Annotated in this window: 29 protein-coding genes; 27 read left to right on the forward strand and 2 right to left on the reverse strand. The window is 54.9% G+C overall.

What is annotated here, in order from left to right; translation table 11 throughout:
- Positions 1-434 precede the first annotated feature (434 nt).
- From AC0Z7K_RS19060 to AC0Z7K_RS19085, 6 genes are all read left to right on the forward strand, one after another.
- A complete protein-coding gene (locus AC0Z7K_RS19060) occupies positions 435-803 on the forward strand; it encodes a hypothetical protein (RefSeq protein ID WP_119823643.1) in 369 nt (122 codons plus the stop codon).
- A 50-nt stretch (positions 804-853) separates the two neighbouring features.
- On the forward strand, positions 854-1216 hold the full coding sequence (locus AC0Z7K_RS19065; protein ID WP_485615486.1) for a hypothetical protein: 363 nt from the start codon (positions 854-856) through the stop codon (positions 1214-1216).
- Positions 1217-1303: 87 nt separating this feature from the next.
- Complete coding sequence (locus AC0Z7K_RS19070) at positions 1304-1549, forward strand: hypothetical protein (protein WP_119823639.1); 246 nt, start codon at positions 1304-1306, stop codon at positions 1547-1549.
- A gap of 52 nt (positions 1550-1601) precedes the next feature.
- On the forward strand, positions 1602-1973 hold the full coding sequence (locus AC0Z7K_RS19075) for a DUF3085 domain-containing protein (RefSeq protein WP_485615487.1): 372 nt from the start codon (positions 1602-1604) through the stop codon (positions 1971-1973).
- Positions 1970-2770 (forward strand): N-6 DNA methylase, encoded by an 801-nt coding sequence (locus tag AC0Z7K_RS19080; protein ID WP_485615488.1) that lies wholly within the window; start codon positions 1970-1972, stop codon positions 2768-2770. The genes AC0Z7K_RS19075 and AC0Z7K_RS19080 overlap by 4 nt, the downstream gene beginning before the upstream one ends.
- 748 nt (positions 2771-3518) lie before the next feature.
- Complete coding sequence (locus AC0Z7K_RS19085; RefSeq protein ID WP_485615489.1) at positions 3519-3809, forward strand: DUF5983 family protein; 291 nt, start codon at positions 3519-3521, stop codon at positions 3807-3809.
- Positions 3810-4309: 500 nt separating this feature from the next.
- On the opposite strand, the gene AC0Z7K_RS19090 is transcribed toward AC0Z7K_RS19085, so the two are convergent.
- The gene (locus AC0Z7K_RS19090) at positions 4310-4852 is read right to left on the reverse strand and encodes a lytic transglycosylase domain-containing protein (RefSeq protein ID WP_485615490.1); all 543 of its coding nucleotides are present in this window, start codon (positions 4850-4852) and stop codon (positions 4310-4312) included.
- Between the two features lie 588 nt (positions 4853-5440).
- Here AC0Z7K_RS19090 and AC0Z7K_RS19095 point away from each other — a divergent pair.
- Positions 5441-5827 carry a relaxosome protein TraM gene (locus tag AC0Z7K_RS19095; RefSeq protein WP_485615491.1) on the forward strand — a complete coding sequence of 129 codons (387 nt, stop codon included), beginning with the start codon at positions 5441-5443 and terminating at the stop codon, positions 5825-5827.
- Positions 5828-5859: 32 nt separating this feature from the next.
- On the opposite strand, the gene AC0Z7K_RS19100 is transcribed toward AC0Z7K_RS19095, so the two are convergent.
- Positions 5860-6195: an Arc family DNA-binding protein gene (locus AC0Z7K_RS19100; RefSeq protein WP_485615493.1), complete on the reverse strand. Its 336-nt coding sequence runs from the start codon at positions 6193-6195 to the stop codon at positions 5860-5862.
- A gap of 208 nt (positions 6196-6403) precedes the next feature.
- On the opposite strand from AC0Z7K_RS19100, the gene AC0Z7K_RS19105 reads away from it, so the two are divergent.
- The 20 genes from AC0Z7K_RS19105 to traF (AC0Z7K_RS19200) all read left to right on the forward strand — a co-directional run bounded on the left by AC0Z7K_RS19105 (position 6404) and on the right by traF (AC0Z7K_RS19200) (position 22061).
- Positions 6404-6760 (forward strand): type IV conjugative transfer system pilin TraA, encoded by a 357-nt coding sequence (locus tag AC0Z7K_RS19105; protein ID WP_485615495.1) that lies wholly within the window; start codon positions 6404-6406, stop codon positions 6758-6760.
- A 3-nt stretch (positions 6761-6763) separates the two neighbouring features.
- Entirely contained in the window at positions 6764-7066 is a 303-nt protein-coding gene (traL, locus tag AC0Z7K_RS19110; RefSeq protein WP_485615497.1) for a type IV conjugative transfer system protein TraL, read from the forward strand.
- An 8-nt stretch (positions 7067-7074) separates the two neighbouring features.
- A complete protein-coding gene (gene traE, locus AC0Z7K_RS19115; RefSeq protein ID WP_485615498.1) occupies positions 7075-7644 on the forward strand; it encodes a type IV conjugative transfer system protein TraE in 570 nt (189 codons plus the stop codon).
- Positions 7645-7668: 24 nt separating this feature from the next.
- Positions 7669-8421 (forward strand): type-F conjugative transfer system secretin TraK, encoded by a 753-nt coding sequence (gene traK, locus AC0Z7K_RS19120; RefSeq protein WP_056777649.1) that lies wholly within the window; start codon positions 7669-7671, stop codon positions 8419-8421.
- Positions 8421-9797 carry an F-type conjugal transfer pilus assembly protein TraB gene (traB, locus tag AC0Z7K_RS19125; protein ID WP_056777652.1) on the forward strand — a complete coding sequence of 459 codons (1377 nt, stop codon included), beginning with the start codon at positions 8421-8423 and terminating at the stop codon, positions 9795-9797. The genes traK and traB overlap by 1 nt, the downstream gene beginning before the upstream one ends.
- Positions 9798-9807: 10 nt before the next feature.
- The gene (locus AC0Z7K_RS19130; RefSeq protein ID WP_056777655.1) at positions 9808-10206 is read left to right on the forward strand and encodes a hypothetical protein; all 399 of its coding nucleotides are present in this window, start codon (positions 9808-9810) and stop codon (positions 10204-10206) included.
- A 179-nt stretch (positions 10207-10385) separates the two neighbouring features.
- Positions 10386-10946, forward strand: a complete 561-nt coding sequence (gene traV, locus AC0Z7K_RS19135) for a type IV conjugative transfer system lipoprotein TraV (protein ID WP_485615500.1) — start codon at positions 10386-10388, stop codon at positions 10944-10946.
- Positions 10946-13561: a type IV secretion system protein TraC gene (traC, locus tag AC0Z7K_RS19140; protein WP_056777661.1), complete on the forward strand. Its 2616-nt coding sequence runs from the start codon at positions 10946-10948 to the stop codon at positions 13559-13561. The genes traV and traC overlap by 1 nt, the downstream gene beginning before the upstream one ends.
- Positions 13543-14508 carry a hypothetical protein gene (locus AC0Z7K_RS19145; protein WP_485615501.1) on the forward strand — a complete coding sequence of 322 codons (966 nt, stop codon included), beginning with the start codon at positions 13543-13545 and terminating at the stop codon, positions 14506-14508. Before traC ends, AC0Z7K_RS19145 begins: the two co-directional genes overlap by 19 nt.
- Positions 14505-14888: a type-F conjugative transfer system protein TrbI gene (gene trbI / locus AC0Z7K_RS19150; protein ID WP_485615503.1), complete on the forward strand. Its 384-nt coding sequence runs from the start codon at positions 14505-14507 to the stop codon at positions 14886-14888. The genes AC0Z7K_RS19145 and trbI overlap by 4 nt, the downstream gene beginning before the upstream one ends.
- The gene (gene traW, locus AC0Z7K_RS19155) at positions 14885-15529 is read left to right on the forward strand and encodes a type-F conjugative transfer system protein TraW (protein WP_485615504.1); all 645 of its coding nucleotides are present in this window, start codon (positions 14885-14887) and stop codon (positions 15527-15529) included. The genes trbI and traW overlap by 4 nt, the downstream gene beginning before the upstream one ends.
- The gene (locus AC0Z7K_RS19160; protein WP_485615506.1) at positions 15526-15927 is read left to right on the forward strand and encodes a hypothetical protein; all 402 of its coding nucleotides are present in this window, start codon (positions 15526-15528) and stop codon (positions 15925-15927) included. The genes traW and AC0Z7K_RS19160 overlap by 4 nt, the downstream gene beginning before the upstream one ends.
- A gap of 2 nt (positions 15928-15929) precedes the next feature.
- Positions 15930-16493 (forward strand): hypothetical protein, encoded by a 564-nt coding sequence (locus tag AC0Z7K_RS19165; protein WP_485615507.1) that lies wholly within the window; start codon positions 15930-15932, stop codon positions 16491-16493.
- The gene (gene traU, locus AC0Z7K_RS19170) at positions 16463-17449 is read left to right on the forward strand and encodes a conjugal transfer pilus assembly protein TraU (protein ID WP_056777674.1); all 987 of its coding nucleotides are present in this window, start codon (positions 16463-16465) and stop codon (positions 17447-17449) included. Before AC0Z7K_RS19165 ends, traU begins: the two co-directional genes overlap by 31 nt.
- A gap of 9 nt (positions 17450-17458) precedes the next feature.
- On the forward strand, positions 17459-18091 hold the full coding sequence (trbC, locus tag AC0Z7K_RS19175) for a type-F conjugative transfer system pilin assembly protein TrbC (RefSeq protein ID WP_485615508.1): 633 nt from the start codon (positions 17459-17461) through the stop codon (positions 18089-18091).
- A gap of 26 nt (positions 18092-18117) precedes the next feature.
- On the forward strand, positions 18118-19953 hold the full coding sequence (gene traN / locus AC0Z7K_RS19180) for a type-F conjugative transfer system mating-pair stabilization protein TraN (protein ID WP_485615561.1): 1836 nt from the start codon (positions 18118-18120) through the stop codon (positions 19951-19953).
- The gene (gene traF, locus AC0Z7K_RS19185) at positions 19950-20723 is read left to right on the forward strand and encodes a type-F conjugative transfer system pilin assembly protein TraF (RefSeq protein WP_056777684.1); all 774 of its coding nucleotides are present in this window, start codon (positions 19950-19952) and stop codon (positions 20721-20723) included. Before traN ends, traF (AC0Z7K_RS19185) begins: the two co-directional genes overlap by 4 nt.
- A 39-nt stretch (positions 20724-20762) precedes the next feature.
- Positions 20763-21263: a hypothetical protein gene (locus AC0Z7K_RS19190; protein WP_485615510.1), complete on the forward strand. Its 501-nt coding sequence runs from the start codon at positions 20763-20765 to the stop codon at positions 21261-21263.
- Positions 21250-21468 (forward strand): hypothetical protein, encoded by a 219-nt coding sequence (locus tag AC0Z7K_RS19195; protein ID WP_056777690.1) that lies wholly within the window; start codon positions 21250-21252, stop codon positions 21466-21468. Before AC0Z7K_RS19190 ends, AC0Z7K_RS19195 begins: the two co-directional genes overlap by 14 nt.
- Positions 21465-22061 (forward strand): conjugal transfer protein TraF, encoded by a 597-nt coding sequence (gene traF / locus AC0Z7K_RS19200; RefSeq protein ID WP_056777692.1) that lies wholly within the window; start codon positions 21465-21467, stop codon positions 22059-22061. The genes AC0Z7K_RS19195 and traF (AC0Z7K_RS19200) overlap by 4 nt, the downstream gene beginning before the upstream one ends.
- Positions 22062-22074 lie beyond the last annotated feature (13 nt).

Raw genomic sequence — 22074 nt, forward strand, 5'->3', positions numbered from 1 at the left:
CGGTCGTCGAGCCCGACTGCGCTAACCGGCAAGCCGGTAAGCTTCGCGGAATCCCTTCGGGGTTCCGGCCTGACGGCTAGGGTCTGATGGCAACGACCAGGTCAACACCCGCAGCCGGCTTCGCCGCCGCACAGACACTGGCCGGTAAACCGGCCGCTAAGGTCGCCACGCCGTTCCGTCGTGTCGGGTGTGTTCATCCTGTCCGGGCTGTCCGGCGAACCATCGCTCAGCCAGCCCTTCCGCGCGGGCTTAAACGTAGCACCGCCTGGTCATCCGGCAAGGGGTATATAAACTCCGCCAAAAACTTTCCTCCCGTTCCGTCCGTAAACTTTTTGTCTCCGCCCCTTGCCGTCTGCCTGCGTTGGTACTCCGTTGCCCTTGCCGCGAAAGAACTCACTGAGAGATGGACTAACCACCGAAGGGGAACAACCAGAATGAACACACAGAACGTCAAGACCGCCGCTCCTGAATCTACTGAAAGATGGGGGAAACACACAACGCTGCGCATGAACGTCCTCATTACTGACATTTCGTCCTCCCATCCCTTTGACGTATTTCGTTCCGACGCGGTGATTTCCACTCTCGAAAAGGAAGCACAGGCAGGATGTGGGCTGTATTGGGAAATTTTCGAATTTCGCCTAATCCGCAGTTTATTGGAACGTCTCTGTCAGCTGCCGTTGAAAGATCGTGATGTCTTTATCGTCGCGATAGGACTCAGAGGCATCACGTTTACGTGGGCAGAAGTGGAGCGTATTCAGACGGCTTACCGTGAAGTAATGGCAGAGATTGCGGCCGATCAGTAATAACAGCCGACGGTGGGATTGTCCCGCCGTCAACACCGAGGAGAAACACCATGTACACAACTGAAATCAGCCAGACCGGCTACCAGAATCCCGACCGTTTCCAGTGGGACGCGAGCGCGGAGGCCGCTTACTGGCAGCAGCGCGAAAAGCTGGCCTATACGGACGTATCAGAAATCACCCTGACGGCATTTATGGACGCGATCGCGCTGATGTACCCGAAGGACTGGCAGGGCGACGCGCACTGCGAATCGTTCAAGCTGGCTGAAATGGTGTGCGGCGACGTGACGGATATTTACGCCAAAGTAGGGGAGCGTTATTTCACGTTCCGCGACAAGGCAACCATGACCCACGCGGCGATTGTCAGCCGTATCACTAAGGAGGTGTTAAGCAAAGAAACCGTATCGCAGAAATGAAAAAAGCAGACTTTCGTCTGCTCTCTCGTGCCGGTTTGTCCCTTAGAAAGCTAAACCGGCTATCAATACTCGATTGGAGTTAATGCTATGAATATCGACGCACAGATAATTGCATCCCCCACACCGTTTGTAAAGTCTGAGACGGCAAAAAAGCATCCGCGCATTGTGCGGGAACCGCTGAAAAGTCAGGACATCGCCGTGCCGTTTAAAGCGCTGGGACGTCATATCGCCAAATGCCAGCGCAAAGGTCAGTCCGTCAGGGTGCCCGCCATGCGGGGCAGTGAACTGGGACAGGTGCTGCGCACGCTGGAACTGAAACGGGCTTACGCCTGATGACCTTGCCGCCCTGCGGGGCGGCAATTCAATGACTTTTCAGAGGTGAACAATGCCGAATAAATTGATTTTTAAAGCGGAGACGCTATCGCCGGTTATTCAGGATGTGACGAAAAATGCGTGTGAGCTGTGGTTTATGGCCGATGACGGCATTTATCTGACGGCGTCAACCGCAACCTTTATCCGAAAAAAACGCAATATCTGTTATGCGGAGGGGTTTGATCCGGATTTATGGGATGACGCAGGTGCGCATTTTGACGCGATTGATAGCGTGCTGGGCAACGGTGATATGTGGGAAAGCGTGAAGTTAGCGCCTAAAACGCTCGATGCCCTGTTAACCGGTAAGGCAGATCTTGCGATTGAGGTGACAGATGACGGATTTGTGTTTACTGCCCGCCAGCGTGAAGCGGATAAAACAGCATGAGCCAGTTATCGTTTGATTCGCTGTTTTCCTCGCCAGAAATGCCGGAGACCGTGGCGGTTAAGCCGGTAATTGTAACAACCGCGCTGCCTGCTGAGGTGGTTTCACCTTCGTGGCCTGTAAGGGATAGCTCAGTTTCGCTGCTGGATAATCACCGAAAAGAATTCGTGAAACTGTTCCGTGAAACTGCTCGCTATCACAACCGGTTTCAGGTGTTCAGGGATTTTGTGACGATGGGCGCCGTGGCTCTGGAAAATGTTTTTTTGCAGTGCGACGAGCTGGAGAATGAATATTTTCAGACGATTGCCGGTTATGAGAAAGACGACCTTAACCGCATGGCACACCTGCTGGCTCTGGTGACGTCAGGTCTGGACGCGGGTATGTGCGATTTTCTGGGCTCCATTTTTATGGAACTGGAGATCAGCAGTAAGGAAATGGGGCAGTTTTTTACCCCGTTCTCACTGAGTGAGCTGATCGCGGGGCTGGTCATGGGGCAGCGCGTTCAGGAGCTGGCGGACGGTGCGCCCTATATTACCCTCGATGAGCCGACCTGCGGCGCGGGCGGCATGGTGATCGCGGCGGCTAAAGTGCTGCTTGACCGTGGCTATAATCCGCAGACGCAGCTGTTAGTGCAGTGTACCGATCTGGATCCGGTGGCGGCGCGGATGTGCTACGTGCAGTTATCACTGTTGGGTATTCCCGCCTGCGTCAGGATCGGTAACTCGCTGAGCCAGAAAATCACCCGCGAAATGTACACGCCGTTCTGGTATCGCATTAAGGGCAGTCGCCGGACGTTCTGATAACAGGGCAGGGAGCACTCCCTGCTTTTTAGCTCGCCTAAAACCCGCCCGCAGGCGTACCGCCTGCCCAATCAGAGTGACGGGGCGGCTTCGCCGCCCTTTCTCTCCGTTATGTTCCGGGGGCTTGTCTCTCTCTTCCCTTACTGTCTTTTTATCTCCGGGCTTTCGCTCTTTTTCGCCGTGCAGCTGTTGTGCGTGATCCTGTATGTATACCTCATTTCCGATCTTTTCCTGGTCGTTTTTGCCACCTTAAGTCACCCCCAGGACATGGCCCCCTTCGGCTCCCGACCTGCGGCCGGTCGTCGAGCCCGACTACGCTAACCGGCAAGCCGGTAAGCTTCGCGGAACCCCTCCGGGGTTCCGGCCTGACGGCTAGGGTCTGATGGCAACGGCCAGGTCAACCCCCGCAGGCGGCTACGCCGCCGCACAGAAACTGGCCGGTAAACCGGCCGCTAAGGATCTAGCAATGCGAGGGGCAAAATAGTGTTAACTGAAATAATAGATTGTTACCTCCGCGTGTTTAAAAACTATGGAGGTAGGCTGTAAATAGCTAATTTTAACGGTGGAGAATGATAAAAAAATGGCGGGCAATATAGGGGGTAATAGGCTGGATATCACAGCTGAAAATTCTGCTGACAGTTGATGTGAGTGATGGTTATGTATGTCGAGATATTAATAAAGCTGAAAACAAAACCAATGCTGCCGATAAACGAGAGCGATGTAATCAATTCTCACTAAGGAGTAAATAATGGTAATGTTTTCTGGTATTAAATGCAGTACAGCACATATGAGCAAGCAAGATTATGAAATATTTGCTGACAACGCGCATCGTGACCGCCCTTGGATACATGATACCTACTACGGGTATCTACTGATATTTCGGGAATATAGACATCCAGGTTTAATGTTGAAAGATCTAGGGATTTCGAAATCTGTCAGAAAATTGATCTATACAATGATGAAAACACATGGCGTAGAGATACTTAACTTTGATAGAGACGCTGACACCATAGACGGTTTTGAAACTTTTGATTGGTAACGACGATAATGTAAGCTCTCCATCTTGGAGGGCTTACATTATCTCCGTCAATCCATCAGTGCGAAACGGAAAATGACCCTTTTATATCGATTCTACGCTGGGGTTACCTCGTTTGGTTAGTCACCGTTAGATTTATCCTCCATATGAGGGGGATTAAAAAGGACTGGTTATGAGTATGATTTGTTGGATATGGTTAATCAAACGTTAAATAAATTCCCATCGAAGGGATTTATTTAAACCCCGCCCGCCCGAAACGATAAAGCAGTTTCTGCCGCTGCCCCAAAGGGGCTCCCTAGTTAGACTGACTTACCCCCATACCCACCGCCGTTATTTTTCACCTCATTTCGGTGAAAAATCGCTGAAGCTTATTTTATTCCCTAGGTGGGGGAATAAAATGACGCTGGCGACACGCCCGTGTATATAGGGATAAGTCAGACCCACTTACCCACAACTCCACAGCCGTCGTTTTTCACCTTGTCCCGGTGAAAAACCGCTGACGCTTATTTTACCCCTTGTTGGGGATAAAACTGCGCTGGCTTTAACGGCTGGGGATTTGATGGATAAGTGGGGTTCTGTGTCGCCTGTTTGTTTTCCAGTATTTGTCGGGCAAGCAGGATGCTGTAAATGGATTTGATAGTGTCGCTGTATTTTTTACGTATCGCGGCCCTGTTTTTACCTGCCCCTGCGTTATATATTCCCACGCTGTTCCAGTTTTTTCCGTACTGCTTGAATATTTTTGCTAATACCCAGGTTCCGGTATACACGCAGATGCACGGATTTTTCAGGAGGTCGCTGCGGGTAATATTAAACCCCTCCAACTCCTTAAAATGAATGCTGTTGACCTGCATTGCGCATACGTCCTCAGTTTTATTCGTATTCGCGCTATTTATCGCCCCGGCGCGCAATCGTGATTCATGTATTCCTATTGCCATGAGCAACAGAGGATCAATATGGTTGTCCCTGCCGGCATTATCAAAACATAAATTCGCATGAGCCGGTAAAGACAGGCTCATAAAAAGCATAAGGGCGGCAATGCGTTTCATTCTGGACTCGCTTAAATGTGCATGAGTGAGAAGCTGTGCGGTTTTGCGATAAAATACCCGCGCCGATCACCGCATGCAAGATAAATCACTGTGGTCGCGCACAGGCTTATTTCCTGCGGAAATCTGTAGCTACGCCTAAATAGCTGAATTCGCGACAACAGTTCCACTTAAATATCCCGCTCCTCACTGAAGAAAAACATCACACCCCACGCAAGGCTTCGCCTTGCTGATTTATCTATGTAAATTAGTGAGTTGCCATCTATATTTTATGTTTTTTGGGGGGGTAATGCCAAATGGTGGCCTTATCAGGCCACACAACAGTGCCAGGTGGTGGCCTGATGGTGGCCTAATTAGGCACTATTAGGTGTTCGCTGAGTGGCTAATATTAAAAATCAGTTATTTAACTAGGCAACGATCCGGCACTGGTGCCGGATACAGCCACCTGTATATGCTTGACCAGTGCCGCATAAGGCCACACAATGCAAAGGCATTCACCAGCGCGGGGTGATTGAAATTCGACCCTGTGAGCTGCTATTTTCTGTTCAACAGTGCCTAATCCGGCACTGCTTAAAAATGAGAGAAATTTATATGGCACGGCATAACGTCTATCTGAAAGATAAAATCGAAAATGAAATCAAAGATATTATTGCGTTAGAGATCCAGAACGGTGCCAGTAAATCTGAGATGAACGTGTCGGCGATGGTTAATGAGCTTTGTCGCTTGGGTTTGATGATTTATAAATCCTCTGAGGATGAGTCATCTTTCAATCTTGAGACCTATCGTCGTGATCTGATTAAGAAAGCTTCCGGGGCAAGAGAAGGGACAATGCTGCTGGTGTCCATGATGACTGAGTTATATCTTCGGGGGATCGGGGAGACAAACAGAGATAAACTTGATGAGGCTATTGATGCCCATCTTACGGCAATTAACGCGGCAGAAGACGAGCTTGAAAAGAAACACTTTGTAATCGAGTAATTGGGGTTTCGGGCACTCAGAGTGCCCGAAAATCAACCTTCTCCTTTTTCATTGGGATTTTTCTCTGCGGTATCCTGCTTATCAAGTTCACCCAATCTTGCTTCTATAAATTCCGAGAATAATTGAGACAACTTCACAAGTCTTTTGCCTTCCTGTGTATCAACAGTATCTTTTTTGGGTTCATAATTAAGTGACACCATTAAACGAGATAGCACTTCATCATTGATGCTGTGCCCTGCAACTCTTGCACTCAGTCGTAGTTCATTTAATAGCCCTTCAGGCATTCTTAAACCCCACCGGACTTCTTCACCCACTGCGATTTTACGTGGCCGCCCTCGCCCTTCTGGTATTTTTTCTTTATCTTTCATTTGGTTATGTTCTTTGGCATTGAATATCTCTCATGTCGATACCCTTGTCCGCTATTTACAAGGCGAAACAAATAAACAGATGTGTAAGATAAAAAATGTGATCTAGATCACATTCAGATTTAATGGCACCATGCGATTATAAATGCGCGTATTTACATCTCTTTACGTAAATTCGGGTCTTTCCTATTACACAACAGAGGTTCCTTCCATGGCTGGTTTAAGCAATGCCCTTTGCGCTTTAAAGGGACGGGCGGTAGCGTGCCCGTCCTTTTTTTCGTCTAAATTTAGTAAAAACAGTAAGTTAATTAAATTTGTTGTTGCGGCTTTTGGGGCTCTTGCAGTTACGCATCCTGCTCTAGCATCAAGCTCAGCCGATCTCTTCTCAAGTCAAAGCACTACTGTCTCAAACACATTTGGACATGGTTCTTCCATCGAAAAGTGGATTTACTACGCAGAAATTATTATTGCGCTAGCGGTTTATATTAAAGCTCGTAACCCGCTGGTATTCGTGGGTATTGCGATGGTGATGATTTTTACTCGTGTTGCTTTCGGTATTGCGGGGTAAATCATGGAAGGGGAAGATGATAAATATTCTTTCCCGGAGACAATAAATCAGCAAGGCCGCTATTTTGGATTGCCCATCGACGAACTAGTTGTTATTGCGGTGCCGGTAGGACTTGGCATCGTGTACAACATGACGGGTGTGCTTTCCATTCTGGCGGCTTTTCTGTGGTGGGTAATAAGGCGTCTTAAAAAAGGGCAGGGGTCATACTGGTTAATTAATTTGTGCTACTGGTATCTCCCCAACCTGCTTTTTAATTACGCATTTAAAAAACTGCCTGACTCCGGAAATCGCCACTGGATGAAATAGGGTATTTCATGAAGCTTTCAGTTAAACGTGCCAGTGATAAAATCCTGGCCATTATTTTTTCCGTTGTCATCCTGGCGTTAATGCTGAGCATTACGGCGAACATTGTGATTGGTCACCTGGCTTATGTGTTCTATACAGAGCAGCGTATAACCACCGTGCCTATGGTGTTTGATAAAGCCTTTACCACTACGCTTAATTCCGCCGACGGCAATTACATGAATATGGCTGCGCTGTCGTTTATTACGCTGCGACTGAACGTTACGCCGGAAACGGTTGACGGTCAGCATAAGCAATTATTGTATTACGTGCCGTCCGAGCACCGCTCAGCGCTTAAAAATGCGCTGTCTGTGGAATCTGACTACATCAAGAAAAATGGCGTATCGACGGTGTTCTACAGTGACTCTATTACGATTGAGCCGACGTCCGGCGCGCTGATATTTAAAGGCACGCTGAAAAGCTCAACCTCTACCGGGCAACTCCCTGACGTACCAAAAGCCTATCGTCTTGATATTCGCTATCACAACGGTAAGCCGGATTTAGAGGAGTTTACCGAACTGCCTTATTTATCTGTTAAATAACCCCCGTATTTACGTGAGGTCGGAATGAAGCTTTCACGCACGTTACTTTCACGCAGTCTTATTGCCGGCGGTCTGTGCGCTATATCCGCGACGGCCACAGCGGCATCTTATTATTCACCCCCGTCAGAAACGGTATTTTCTGACAACCAGCAGCTAAACGTGACGCTCAGTAATACGAACCCCAACAAAATTGTGATTGAGGGCGAGCGCATCATCAAACTCGACGGTATGGATGGCGCCTATCAGGCGTCAAACTCCGACGACGGTTCCGTCATTTTGACGCCAACTTCAGGGCAAGCCTTCACCGTGTTTATCCAGACGGAGCACAACATTTCCGTCTCACTCAACGTCACGCCAAAGGCGGGAGTGGGTAAAACACTTTCACTTTTACCGGATAGTGTTCCTTCTCTTCCCAATGACTCCGCCAGGTCATGGGAAGAGGGGGAGCCTTATATTGATACGCTAAAAAACATCGCGCACGACGTGGTAAACGGCAAAGTCCCGCCAGACTTTATCGACTACCCCGTGCGCCGTTCGCAGGCTTATCAGCCAGCGGCCGGTGTGCAACTGACCCCGGAGCGCCAACTCCTCGGTTCACACCTGCGCGTGGTGCGCTATCGCATGACCAATCCGGGCTCTATCACACAGCACCTGCAGGAACGCCAGTTCTACTCGCCAGGTGTTCGTGCGGTCGCCCTGTCCACCGCGCAGCTGTATCCGGGCGGACAGGGGTTTGCCTGGGTGATTTTTGCCTACAACGGTGAGGGCAACAAATAATGGCGACTAACATCAACGTCAGCGCCCGCAGAAAGCAGCTGGCCATTTTGGTGGCCGCCGTCGTCGCAGCAAGTGCGATTGGCGGTCTAGTCTGGTACTTCGGTCAGGACAAGCCGGTAGCCGCTTCCACCAACGCCAACGCTGCGCCTTTGCCTAACATGACCGGGGTGGTCACCAGCTCGTTCACTGACAAAGAGCAGCAGTCGGCGCTGACGCAGCAGCAAAACAAGGTGGCTGCGCTGGAAAACAGCCTGGCTAAAGTGACCGACACGGTAAGCCAGGTGAAAGAAAGCCAGCAGAAGACGCTGGAGATGTTGCAGGAGAGCCTGGCCCAGAATGAGCAGATGCGTAAGCAGCTGCAGGGCAGCACGCCGGCCGCACCGTTGGCCAACGGCGGGGCGGGGATCAGCCGCGACGCACAGGGTAATCCGCTCCCGGCGCAGCTCTCCGGCATTCCTGCTGCGCCTCCGGCGCAGTATTCCGTCACCACTCCCCCGGCGGGCGGGCAGGGCGTCGGGTTCTATCCGGGCGGCAGCGCGGCAAGAGTGACCGGCACGCTCAAGTCTACGACCTTCACCTACGCCAGTTCCCTAAAGAAGAATAACCTGCCTTATATCCCCTCGGGTTCCTTTTCCGACGCGGTGATGATCGAAGGGGCCGATGCGAACGCCAGCGTCACCGGTAGTACGCAAACTACCCCAGTTGAGTTTCGTCTGTCCGGCAAGGTGCAGTTGCCAAACAGCCATGAATACAGCATGGAAGGTTGTTTCGTGACGGCGGAAATCTGGGGCGATATCTCCAGCGAACGTGGCACAGGACGCACCCGCAACATCAGCTGCAACCTTAAAAACGGTCAGCATATCGACCAGAAGTTCGAGGGGCACTTTGCCTATCAGGGTAAAGAGGGGATCCGCGGCAAGCCGGTCATGCGTAACGGCAAAATCATCGGCTACGCCGGTGCGGCGGGCTTCCTGTCCGGTATCGGTGCCGGCATCTCTTCCGCCGCGACGCCAAGCGTTGGCCTGGGTGCCACAGCATCCGTGGGCGGTGGAGATATCCTGAAACAGGGCTTTGGCGGCGGGGCAGAAAAAGCCGCTGACACGTTGAGTCAATACTGGATAAAACGCGCCGAGCAGTACCATCCGGTGATTGATATCGGGGCGGGCAACCCGGTCACCATCGTCTTCCAGGAAGGATTCCAGCTGGAAACCATCGAAGAAGACATGGCAAAGAAGGCGGCGGCGCAGGTGCAGACGGCGTCGGCACAAACGGCCAGTGCGGTGACCAACACGGTCAGCAGTTCAGCGGGCAACGTGAACCCGGACGACGTTCTGCGTCAGGCCAGGGCGCTGCATCTGGGCGACACCATCAACTGAGGAATGGGTAATGAAAGCTGTTAAGGCGTTGTACCGCCCGTCGTTTCTGGTTCTTGTCCTGTTGTTTGTTTCCCTGCTTTGTGGCTGGGTGCAGTTAATTCATATCGGATTTATGCCGCCTCAATGGATGGCGTGGCGAATTTTTGCCATGATCGTCTGCTTATTTTTAGGGCTGGCGTGGTTTATTCCTATTGATTGCTCGGAAAACCTCATCGTCGCGAACATCTTAATAGTGGTTCCCTGGGTTTTGTATGGCGTTGTATTCGGACTGGGCAGTATTGCACTCTGGCATCCCTGGATAGCGCTTGTGAACCCGGATGCGTTTTATTATCTGGGGGGCGCGTCTTATTTTCTGGCCGCCATTCCCCTTATCTTCGAGTCTTCAATTTTTACGAGGTATTGGGAATGACGTTTATTAGCAAAAACAACCGTGTGCCGCTGGTCGCGGTGATCTTAGGATGCTTCTTTGCTGAACTTTAACGCCGGATCTTGCCGATAAGACATCAGTAAAAAAAAATCCCTTAGTCTGACGTTTACCCTCGCGTTTCCCTTATTTACACCGTTACCTCACTTTATTCCGGAGTTTCTATGCCTTGTAAAATTTTAGGTGCGGCTTTGCTGTGCGCCGCGCTCACCGGCTGCGCCGGTATGAACTCAGATTTTGACTGTAATAAATCCGCCACCGACCAGTGCCTCACGATGGGGCAAGCCAACAGCATGGCCACGGCGGGCAAAAATCTCGACACGCTGGCCGCCGCCGGAGACAACAGCGCAAAAAAGGCTGCGGGTGAGACGCTGAGCGCGCCGGCCAACGTCCCACCGGTGCTTAAACCCTTGTCGGCGGCAACGCTGGGTGGGCCGAAATACATCGCGCCCCGCCCAATCCAGCCCGTTTCCGGCAGCGATGCAATGATCTTGCCCAACACGGCCAATCCGACTCGCGTGACCTACGGCACGCTACAGACGCCGCAGAAGATGGCCACGCCGGGGGCGGTGATCGCCGACCGCGTGCCCGACCAGACGCAGCGCCTTTGGGTCGCGCCGTGGGTGGATAAAGACGACGCCTTTCACCAGCCGGCGATTGTCGTGATCGTGAAAGACAAATCTCACTGGGATCAGAACTATTCGGTTATCGGGGAGGGGCAGTAATGAGTGACCCACTGGAAACGTTAACCCGTCTGTTTGGCTCGATGAGCCAGAAAGACGGGGCGGGCACCGCCAGCGAAATGCTGCAGCAGAACTGGGATTACCCGTCCCTTACCGCCGCTTTGCCCTACCGCTATTCCGATGACGACCACGACCTGTACGTGAACGCGGACACCACCGGTTTTATTCTGGAACTGTCGCCGCTGATTGGCGCAAACCAGCAGGTGGTGGCTTCACTCGACGACATGATCCGCAAAAAGCTGCCGCGCAATATGCCCTTCACCGTGATGATGGTGGCGAGCAAGTGTGTCGGTGACCGCATTGCGCGCGGGGTGGGCGCGGACTACTGGACGGGCGGGATGGCCGACCGCCTGAATAAAATCACCCGCGCCTTTTATGAGCGTGCGTCGCTAAAAGGCTTCACCAACAAAAACGATCTGCCGCTCTATCTGCGTCACTACCGCGTCTTTTTTATCTATTCGCGCCGCGGCAAGCCGAGCAGTAAAAGCCTGGGCGAGCTGTCGATGTTGCGCAGCACCCTGAAAGTGTCTCTGGAGTCGGCCAAGCTCAGCTCGCGCAACGTTGAGGTGCCGGAGTTTTTGGCGATGATACGCGAGCTGGTGAATTACCGCGCCGGGCAGATTAACCCGAGCAGCAGCCACTACAGCACCGACGAGCTGATTAACCGGCAGTGCGTCGATCACAGCATCGACCTGGAGGTCAAACCCTCCTATCTACGGGTGTCCCTTGACCGGCAGGAAAGCGACCGTGGGGGAATTGGCGTCGGCGACGACGGGCGAAAAACCGCGTCGCGCATCGTCAATCTGCAGCTGACCAAGAACCCAGGGCGCTTTGCCCTCTGGCAGACGCCGGACAACGTGCAAAATTTACGCTTTCCTGACATGGGGATCCCGTGCCCGTTTGTCATCACCTGCTGCATGGAGGTGGAAGAGCAACAGGCCAGCTCCACCGAGGCCCTGAAAAAGGACTTCGACCTGCAGAAAAAAATGGCCTCGGCCTACGGCCGGCTGTTTCCGGGCACCGAGAAGGCCGCCAAAGAGTGGAAGCGGCTGCGTGAGGGGCTCAGCAACGGCGAAGAGTCCATGTGCCGTTACTTTTACAACGTGACGCTGTTCTGCCCTGACGACGACGCCGAGGCGCTGAAATGCGAGCTGGCCACGGTGAACACCTTCCGCAAGAACGACTTAGAGCTGAGTCCGCCGCGCTATCAGCAGATGCGCAACTACATGGCGATGTTCCCCTTCATGCTGCAGGAAGGGCTGTGGGACGACATCAAGATGACTGGTGCGTCGCTGCGTGCCACCGCGTTTAACACGCTGAACCTGCTGCCGCTGGTGGCTGAAAATCCGATGAACGTCAGCGGGCTGCTGCTGCCCACCTACCGCAATCAGGTGGCGTTCTACGACATGTTCAGCGAAGAAAACGGTAATACCAACTTCAATATCGCCGTTACAGCCACGTCGGGGGCGGGAAAAACCTTCTTCGTGCAGGGCGTGCTGCGTCAGGTGCTCAACAGCGGCGGGTTTGGCTGGGCGATTGACATGGGGGACGGCTACAAGAACTTCTGCGAGCAGGTGGGGGGTGTTTACCTCGACGGCGCGGCGCTGCGGTTTAACCCGTTTGCCAACGTCACAAACATTAAGGAGTCGGTGTCGGGCATTGTCCGGCTGATCACCGTGCTGGCCAGCCCCGACGATATGCTGGACGAGGTCTGCGAGGCGCTGCTTGAGCAGGGCGTGATGCGCGCGTGGGAAACCCGTCAGAACAAGGCGCGCATCGATGACATCGTGCTGTTCCTCAAGTCGCCGGCGGTCACCGAAGAATACGCGGACAAGCCGACCATCCTGTCGCGCATGGCGGAGCTGGCCCTGCTGCTGGACAAATACTGCACCTGGGGTGCCAAGGGCGAGTATTTCAACTCGGACAAGCCGTCGATGGACTTCGACAACCGCTTCACCGTGCTGGAAATGCTCAGCCTGGAGGACGATCCGGACCTGATGAGCGCGGTGCTGTTCTCCCTTATTCTGGCCATTCAGGAAAAAATGTACCACTCGCCGCGTGACCTGAAAAAAGTGGCGGTCATCGATGAAGCCTGGCGGCTTTTAGGCGGCTCCAACAAGCACGCCGCGCGGTTTATCGAAACCGGCTACCGCACGGTGCGCCGCCACACCGGCTCGTTTGTGACCATCACGCAGGGCATCAAGGACTTCACAGCGTCGCGGGAAGCCGAGGCGGCGTGGAACAACAGTGCGACAAAAGTCACCTTGCTGCAGGACGGCAAAGCGTTCAAATCCTACCTGCAGGACAACCCGGATCAGTTCACCGAGCTGGAAAAAGAGGTCATCCGCAAGTTTCAGAAAGCCGCCGACACCGGGTTCAGCTCGCTGCTGATCACGGCCGGCGAGTACAGCACCTTCCACCGCCTGTTTGTCGATCCGGTGACCCGCGCGATGTTCAGCTCGCGGGGAACGGATTTTGCATTTATGCAGGAAGCGAAAAAAGTGGGCGCAACCAGTGAGGAAGCGGCCTATCTGTTAGCAGAAAAGCTCTATCCACAGGAGCTGGAGGAACTGGAAACATGGTACACAGCGGCGTAACGCCCGATGTCACGTTTAAAGAGTTGTTTGATGTACAAGGGCAGGCTGGCTATCCGGGCCTGTCCGGTACGGGCATCGCGGTGCAGGGCGACGGCGTGCACGAACGCGTCACGCTGGTGAAAGCGCTGTGCGCGGACGTTCGGGCTAAGGGGGGCGACGTGCTGCTGGTCGATACCTGCGACCAGTACCGCCTGTTTTGTGAAAAAAACGGCGGGCGGCGGCTCTCGCTGCACGCGGTGAGCTTCACGCTGACGCCCGACCGGCTGGAAAACCCCTTCGACCGCTACCGCCCGCCGGTGGCCTACGGACGGCTACCGGTGGGGGACGTGACGCAGGGCGACCTGCTGCACGTGTCCATCGGCGAGTTTGACAGCGTCTTTCCCGAACGGCGAACGGAGGCCATCGCGACGCTGCTGCAGGCGATTGAAATCACGCTGATGTCGTCTCAGTTGCCAAAAGTCACCTTCTGCGTGCTCGATGACGGTCTGCTGTATCACATCAGTTCGGACGACGCGCTGCGCAGCAAACTGACCGCGCTGCTGGGTCAGGCGCGAAAGTTCGGGGTGAACTTTGTTTTGGAGACCGACACGGCGCTGCCGTTTGAACCCGGTCACGACGCCTGCGACCGGCTGCTGGTGGGGTGCTGCGACCGCAGCCTCGACCGTCTGTCAGACGTCAGTGAGAGTGACCGGCTTTTTCTCAGCCAGCCTCACCGCGACGGCGTATTGCCTGTCGTCAGGGGACTCAGGGGGCAGTCTGGCCAACGTTTTCATGTGCACATCAGCCCGCACGAACGGGTGAGCCTCATCGACTATGCCGGCGACATGGCCTTTATGGACGAGCTGCAGGATGCGGGACTGACCCGCATAGCGGCGTTACACGAACTCGCCCGCTACCGCTGGCAAAGTGATAACCACGCGTCCGGTGAGGCGCAGGAGACGTTATGACACAGACATATATAGGCATTGAATCCCCGCGCGCTGGGCGTCGTTACGCCGTTTGGGCGGGGGCAGTGGTCGGCGCCGTCCTTTTCTGCGCGCTGTGCTCGGCGCTGACGTTCTGGCTTATGGCGCCGCGCGTGGTGCAGTTCGACATGAAAGGCACGGTGGATTTGTTCAACCAGCAGGCGGCGCAGCAGCAGACCGACAGCGCCTCGCTGCAGCAGCTGTCGGCGAAGTTCGGTGAGTCGATGGCGGCGGCGCTGACGCAGTATCAGCAGGCGAACCACGCCGTGATACTGGTCTCACCGGCGGTCATCGGCGGGGCACAGGACATCACCGTGCAGATCCGCAGTGATATTTCCAGACGGATGCAGGGGGCGAAATGAAGACGCGTCTGGCCTTGATTCTCCTGTTGGGCATGGCGTGCGGGGCACCGGCGGTGGCGAAGAACCTGGGCACCATCGGGCAGGTCTTCCCCATCACCGAGCCGGACATGCTGGACTTTATCGCCCAGCGTCTCGACAGCATGCAAAAGAGCGGCGAGCTTGACCGTCTTAAAGCGCAGGCGATTGCCAGGGTCAAAGAGCACGCCGTGCGCCCGCCGCCGGTGCGCGGCCTTTCACCGGCGACTGTCGATCGCGTGACCGCTTATGACCCTACGTTTGTTGCAAACCAGACCATCACCGACATGCAGGGCAACGTGATTGTTCACAAAGGCGACCGCGTGCACCCGCTGGAGAAGATCCCATTCAACGAAACCCTCTACTTTCTCGACGGCGACAACAAGGCGCAGGTGAAATGGGTGAAGGCGCAGCTGAGCCAGCTTGCCACGCCGTTCAAGGTGATTCTGGTCAACGGCAACATCAAGGACGTCAGCGACGCACTGGATGAGCGGGTGTATTTCGATCAGGCCGGCGTGCTGACCACCAAGTTCGGTTTTGAGCATACGCCGGTGGTGGTCAGCCGGGCTGAAAATCACCTGCAGGTTAAAGAAGTGGCCTTGCCGCCGTCAGGAGGCACGCAGTGAACCTCGTTAAAGAGCGTGCCAGAACACTGCTGAACTGTGTTGTCGGTAAGGTGGCGGTAAAACGCTTAGCGGATATCGACGGGCAGGACGATGCGCTGTTTTTGACAGTGTCGCTCGAGCTGGAGCACCTGCTGTTGGACAACGGCCTGTGCCTGAGCACTGACCCTCACGCCGAGGTGGTTTTCCCCGAGCCGCTGTTTAGCCAGCTGGCAAACGCGCTGCTGTATACCTGGATCAACGCGCTGCCGCCGAATATCAAACCCGAACAAAAAATCGCGCAGATCCGCATGGAGATTGCCTCCGGTCAAAGTGCGCAGAAGGTGCACCGGATGCTCAGGCGGCTGCGTCAGCGGGGACTCTACGTGGCAGCTTATCCGCATTGTCAGAAGGTTGAATAACGATGAAATTATCTGCTTTTATTGAATCACTCACCCCCGGCGAAATACTGTGGCTGCTGTCATTACTCCTCTGCCTCTACTTGTTTTTTTGCTACAAAGCTGTCGGAAGGAGTGATTTTGTGGCAAAACCCCTGCCCCGTCCGGACGACGCTCCCCGTTCCGAAGGCAATACATCCATTCTGTTCAGGTACCCGGCCGCCATCACGGGGAAGGCCTCACATGCGCAGATGAATGCCGCCTACTTTGACACGATTTATTCCGCTTTTCTGCGCAGCCTGCAGGGCGCGGGTTACCACCTCTCTGACCGTGAGCCGGGCGTCGCGCCGCTGCTGTCCGGCCCCACCATTGATGCGCTGGCCCGTGAGGTTGAAAGGGCACGACAGGAGTTCCTGACCGTGCTGGGCACGGATGTTGAAGACGACATTGCCTATCAGATGCAGTCCGGACGGGCCCCGAAGTTTCTTATCCACCTTATCGACAGTTGCGAAAGATTGGGCTGGAAAGTCGTCCCTGCCATTCTGCTGGCGGAGGACGAATGCGTAAACTCATTCTCTGTTTCACCTTAATTTGGGCGGGGCTGCTGTGTACGCCTGCTCACGCCGCCAACGCCGGCGACGGCCGCTGGGTGAATCCCATCAGCGACGTATGCTGGAGATGTCTGTTCCCGATGACTATTGGCAGCATTCCGCTCGCCGCCGGTTCTTTACCTGATACCGGCAACCCGGCGTCGCCCATCCAGATCTGTCCGGTGGGTATCTTCTTCCGGCTTGGGATTGCGATCGGATACTGGGAACCGTTTGCCATGACCGACGTCACCCGCGAACCCGGCGTGATGGTGAACATGGGCGGATTTAAGATTGACTTCGGGCGCACGGGAACGGGCACCGGCGGGCAGAGTGACCGCCCCGTCGCCGGTGCGTTCTACCACGTTCACTGGTACAAATACCCGCTGATGGAATGGATGAACATCATCGCCAGCGAAGGGTGTCTGCAGGGCGGGGACATGGATATCGCCTACCTGTCCGAGGTGGATCCGATGTGGAACGACAGCAGCCTGTCGATGATCGTCAACCCCGAGGCAGCGCTGTTTGGCAACCTCCTGGCTCAGGGGGCGTGTGCCGCCGACTCCATTGCCAGCAGCGCAGGAAAGCCGCTCGCGCCGCTATTCTGGTGTGCGGGTGCACAGGGGTCGATGTACCCCTTTACCGGCTACACCAGCAACGAGTTCTCCCCGCTGGAGGCGTCGGTGTTGGTCAGCGAGCGCATGGCGTTCAAGCTGCATCGAGAGGGGTTGATCCAAAACAGCATCGGGGTGGACACGGCGGTCTGTTACACCTACCCGTCGCCGATTATCCCGAAAGACCGCTACCGCTATCAGATGGTGAACATGTACCCCGACGTCGCGTCCTGTCATCCCTTTGGCAGTACGACGCAGCTCTGGGGCAGCACGCACAACCTTCCTACCAGCAAAAAGAACTTTGGCTACCTGATCTGGCGTAAGCGTAACTGCGCCTATATGTGAGATCCGTTCATGAAAAAACCTCTCTGCGGGGCGCTGCTTAGCGTCCTGATGGGCTGCGCCTGTGCGTCAGCCTCCGAATCCACGCCCGTTGTTTCCCCCGTGCCCCCTTCAGCCGCCGATCGCGCCTGGATGAAGACGCAGCAGGATGAGTTGACCCAGTTTAAAAACAGCCTGCAGGGGCAGACGTTTTCCCTGCCGCCGGCGCAGCAGCAGTCGGTAGACCAGCTGAGCGACGGGCTACGTCAGCAGCAGGCGCAGCACGAAGCCGCGGCGGAAAAGACCCCGCCAGCGCTCTATTTCGTGAGCTTCTCCATCCCGAAAGAGGGGTTGCAGGCGATGCTGGACGAGGCGGCTAGCCTGAAAGTCACCGCTACCATCCGTGGTCTTATCGACAATGATTTTCGCAAGACTGCCGCGCAGATGCTGGAATTTTCCAAGCAAAACAACAAAATCGGCGTGCAAATTGACCCCACAGTGTTTAAGCAATTCAACATTCAGGCCGTTCCGGCGCTGGTGGTGACCTGTCCGGGACATTATGACGTCATTTCCGGCAATATCCGCATCCGCGATGCGCTGCGCCGTGTGGCCCGCGAGGGTGAGTGTGCTGACACGGCTAAAACGCTGCTTGGAGGTGATCTGTGAACCGGCGGGCGTGGGCACTATTGTTGATGTTGTTACCGGTGATGGCTGTGCGGGCTGATGCGTTAAGCGATGCGTATAGTGCCGGCTCCAGCACCGGTAAGGGTGCGACATCGGGGGCGAACGCCATTAAGAACACCTCACCAGCCGATATGATCCCTGGCTACAGTGGTTCACCGCCGCAGACAGGCTACTACGGTGGTGTGCAGGGCGGGGGAGGTTCAATGGCCAGCGACGGGCAGGCGGCGCTCAACAACAGCGAGGCAGGGCAGGCTACGCAAGATGCCATGATCAAAAATCCTAAGACGACGATAGACCCGAACGCAGACTTTATTACCAACGGTAAAAATGCGGAAAGTACCTCGGATACGGTGGCGAACGGCACCTACGCACAGTGTACGGATAAGGTGGTGAGTAAAACCACCTTCCAAAATTTTACCTGCGATCAGGACGTCAACGTTATTCAGGCGTGTGCGAGAACAGCTGTCGCCTCCGGGCATGAAAGCATTACTTACGAAGATCATGAAATCACGTTGGATTCGAATTCACTTTCCTTCTCTCTCAATGGTGGAGACTTTGCAGCGACTTATACGCTGCCTGCTGGCACCGTCATTTCGGTGACTTCAGACTTCACTTTTCATCCCGATAATGTGAAACCCAGCGCGTTAGACGGTGCTTACTACCTGACAGCCAATACCGTTTTTGGCGCGTTTGACCTTCACTCTACGGGGCAATACAACCAAAGCGGACATTATCAGTTACAGAGCGGACAAGTATTCAATGACCCGACAGTTGTTCGTTTTACGATCACCGACTTAAAGGGCAAAACGGCAAAGCCAGCTATCTGGTCAAGTAAAAATCTGGCCTATCACTTCGTGATGAACATCCACATCCGTCAGGAAACCAAAACCTGGGTGCCTGAAGTCACATGGAGCGAATCCTGCGCCTTTGACAAGGGGACGGCGACGGCGAGCGCGGGCAGCACCTGTACCGATCCGGGCGGCGACCGGCAGCAGGTGGTCAACGGCCAGACTTACACGGTACACAGCGACTGCTGGCAGTACACCGACAATTACGTGACACCCACTAATTCCGTCGGTAACTGCGGTACTTTGCAGTCTAATGCCAACTGCACCAAAGTCGGTTCTGGATGCACAGAGTCTGACAGCGGCACCTGTACGCATCAGCAGGTCACCTATCAGTGTCAGAAGACCATCACCTCAACCGGCAAAATGTGCGGCGGGGACTACTTCTGCATCACCGGCGACTGCGCCTCAATTGACCCGGACAACAGTAACGGTTTTGATCTGGCGATATCCAAGCTGGCCGGGCTTGCGGCGGCGGGAGACTCCGTGCGTGCCGATCAGGTCAACGTCCGTGCGTTCACCGGGCAGCCTGAATCCTGCCGAAAAGCGATGGCCGGGTTCTCAGACTGCTGCGTGGACTCAGGATGGGGCAACAGTGCCAGCCTGGCTCACTGCAGCAGCGATGAGGTGGCATTAGCGCAGGCCAAGGCGAAAAAACTTGTCGTCAACGTCGGTCAGACGTGCGCGCGGGCTGTACTCGGCGTGTGCATCCAGAAAAAAGCGGTGTACTGCGAATTCAGCAGCAAGCTGGCCCGCATCATTCAGCAGCAGGGGCGTCTGGGGCAGTTGGGCATTGGGTTCGGTAGCGGGGATTCACCGGACTGCCGGGGCATTACCGTGCCGGAGCTGAGCAGCATTAATTTCGACAAAATCGACTTCTCAGACTTCTTCGAAGACTTTGAGAAAAACAAAAACATCCCCAATCAGGGCGTGCTGTCTGACCGCATCAAGCAGCAAATTCAGGCACAGGTGCCGCAGAATTCAGGAGCCAATAAATGAAGAAACTGCCGCTGGTTCTGATGCTGCTGGCGACGGGAAACGCGCTGGCGGACGACATTGTGCCGCCCGCTGCGCCTTTCACCGGCTACCACTGGTACAACGAACCAAAAAATGTTCCCGCGACGCCGAAACAGCCTGCCCCTGCACCGCCGGGGAAGGATCTGGCCAGTATGTCACCGACGCAGCAGGCGAAGGTGCTCAAAGAGCTGACGCAGGACGCGCTGAACAAGGCGATTTTGTACCCCAGCAGTGAAAATACGGCGACGTTCCTGCGCTGGCAGAAGTTCTGGACAGACCGCGCCTCGATGTTCAGCCAGTCGTTTGCGGTCGCGCAGCTGAAGCACCCGGATCTCGATTACAACCTGGAATATTCGCACTACAACAGCACCGCGCCGATGCAGCAGGCCAAAGACCAGCAGGATCAGGAAAAGGGCATTGCCGAGCTGGCGGGCAAGTACGGGATGTTTTACTTCTATCGCGGTAAAGAGCCGCTGGACGCGCAGATGGCGGGGATCGTGGCTGACTTTGCCCGGACACACCACATCTCGCTGATCCCGGTGTCGGTTGACGGGCAGGTGGCCTCTACGGTGCCGGACAGCCGCCCGGACAATGGGCAGAGCAAGTCGCTGGATATTCACTATTTCCCGGCCCTGTTTCTGGTTCAGCCGCAGACGCACGTCACGCAGGCGCTGGCCTACGGGTTTATGACGCAGGACGACCTGGCCAAGCGTTTTCTCAACGTGGCCACGGGCTTTAAACCTAACTTCTAATCACCCGTTTTTACCCTTCTTCAGAACCAAGGATTTCTCATGTCATTTGCAGCGTGTAAAGCCGGTGCAATGTCCTGCTGGGCAGCGTTCAGGCTCGTGCTCGATATTGTGGTTATCGGGCCAGTGTTTATTTTTTCCTTCGTTATTGTCCTGAGTGCCTGGCCGTCTCCGGGTGCATTCATTCTGACCCAAGCCGAGGGACTGGTCAGGGGGGCTGAGCCCGGCAAAGTGTGGGGATGCGCTTCCCTTCCTGACGCAGTGACCCTCAATCAGCGTGCGTCGCCGCTGGTTCACAGAGGGGTGCCAGAAACGGTCTTATGCCTGCCAAAACAGGAGAGTCGTGACGCCTACGCGGTCGCGGTTGACCACTGCGTCTTTCAACTTTACGGGCTGGTCACCACGTTGTATGCGGTTTTGTATATGGCCGTCAGGTTTGCGTTAAATCATTTTGCACAAAACACAACGGTGAAGGTGGCGCGCGGCCGCCAAGCGACATCGGGTATGACACATAAAAGGGAGAAAAAACATGGCGAGCATTAGTCAGGTGATGGGGCTGTTCCTAATCGGGATGCTGTTTATGGCACTGGGTGACATTCTGGAATATTCGGTCAGCCTGACCCAGAGCCTCATTGCCTTTGTCGGGTACGGTTTTCTGGCCGCCGCCGCCGCGCAGCTGCTGTACTGCGAGTGGCGTCTTCGCCGTCAGCAAACCAGCGCTGAGCATGATAAAGAGGCAAAACAATGAAGGCTTTCGGTACGGCAGGATTTTTGGCACTTCTGTTTGCACTGCCCGCGCTGGCGTCCACGGCGGATGATATTGCTGCGCTGGAGGCGGCGAAGCACGAGCACACTTCAACCCAGCAGACCCTGCGGCAGGCGCCCACCGTCCATCCTTTTTCGCTGCCGGACGGGCGTGAAGTGAACATCAATAACTATGCGCTGGTGTTGTTTATGGGGGGCAACTGCCACTACAGCGCCCAGATGGATCCGCCGCTCAAGCAGTTGGCTGCGGATAAGGGGCTGAAAGTCTATGCCTATACGCTCGACGGCGGCGGCGACAGCTCTTTCCCGTACCCGATGCTGCCGCGTAAATCTGACCCGAACGCACCGATCGCTGACGAAATTATGTCGTTCTTTGGCAACGGCCTGCCGATAGCCACACCGACGGTGTTTATGGTCAACGTGAATACAATGAAAGCCTATCCCGTTTCGCAGGGTGTTATGGACATGGGCGTCTTCAGCGGGCGGCTCTCCACTGTGATCAGCGCTGACGTTGACAATCTCAGCGGCGCGCAGCTCGCTCCGATGCCGGTCGGACAAACGACTTCCCAGCAATAACGCCTCTTTTCAG

This window comes from Rahnella sp. 1L-D-7-B-C2, from assembly GCF_057290995.1.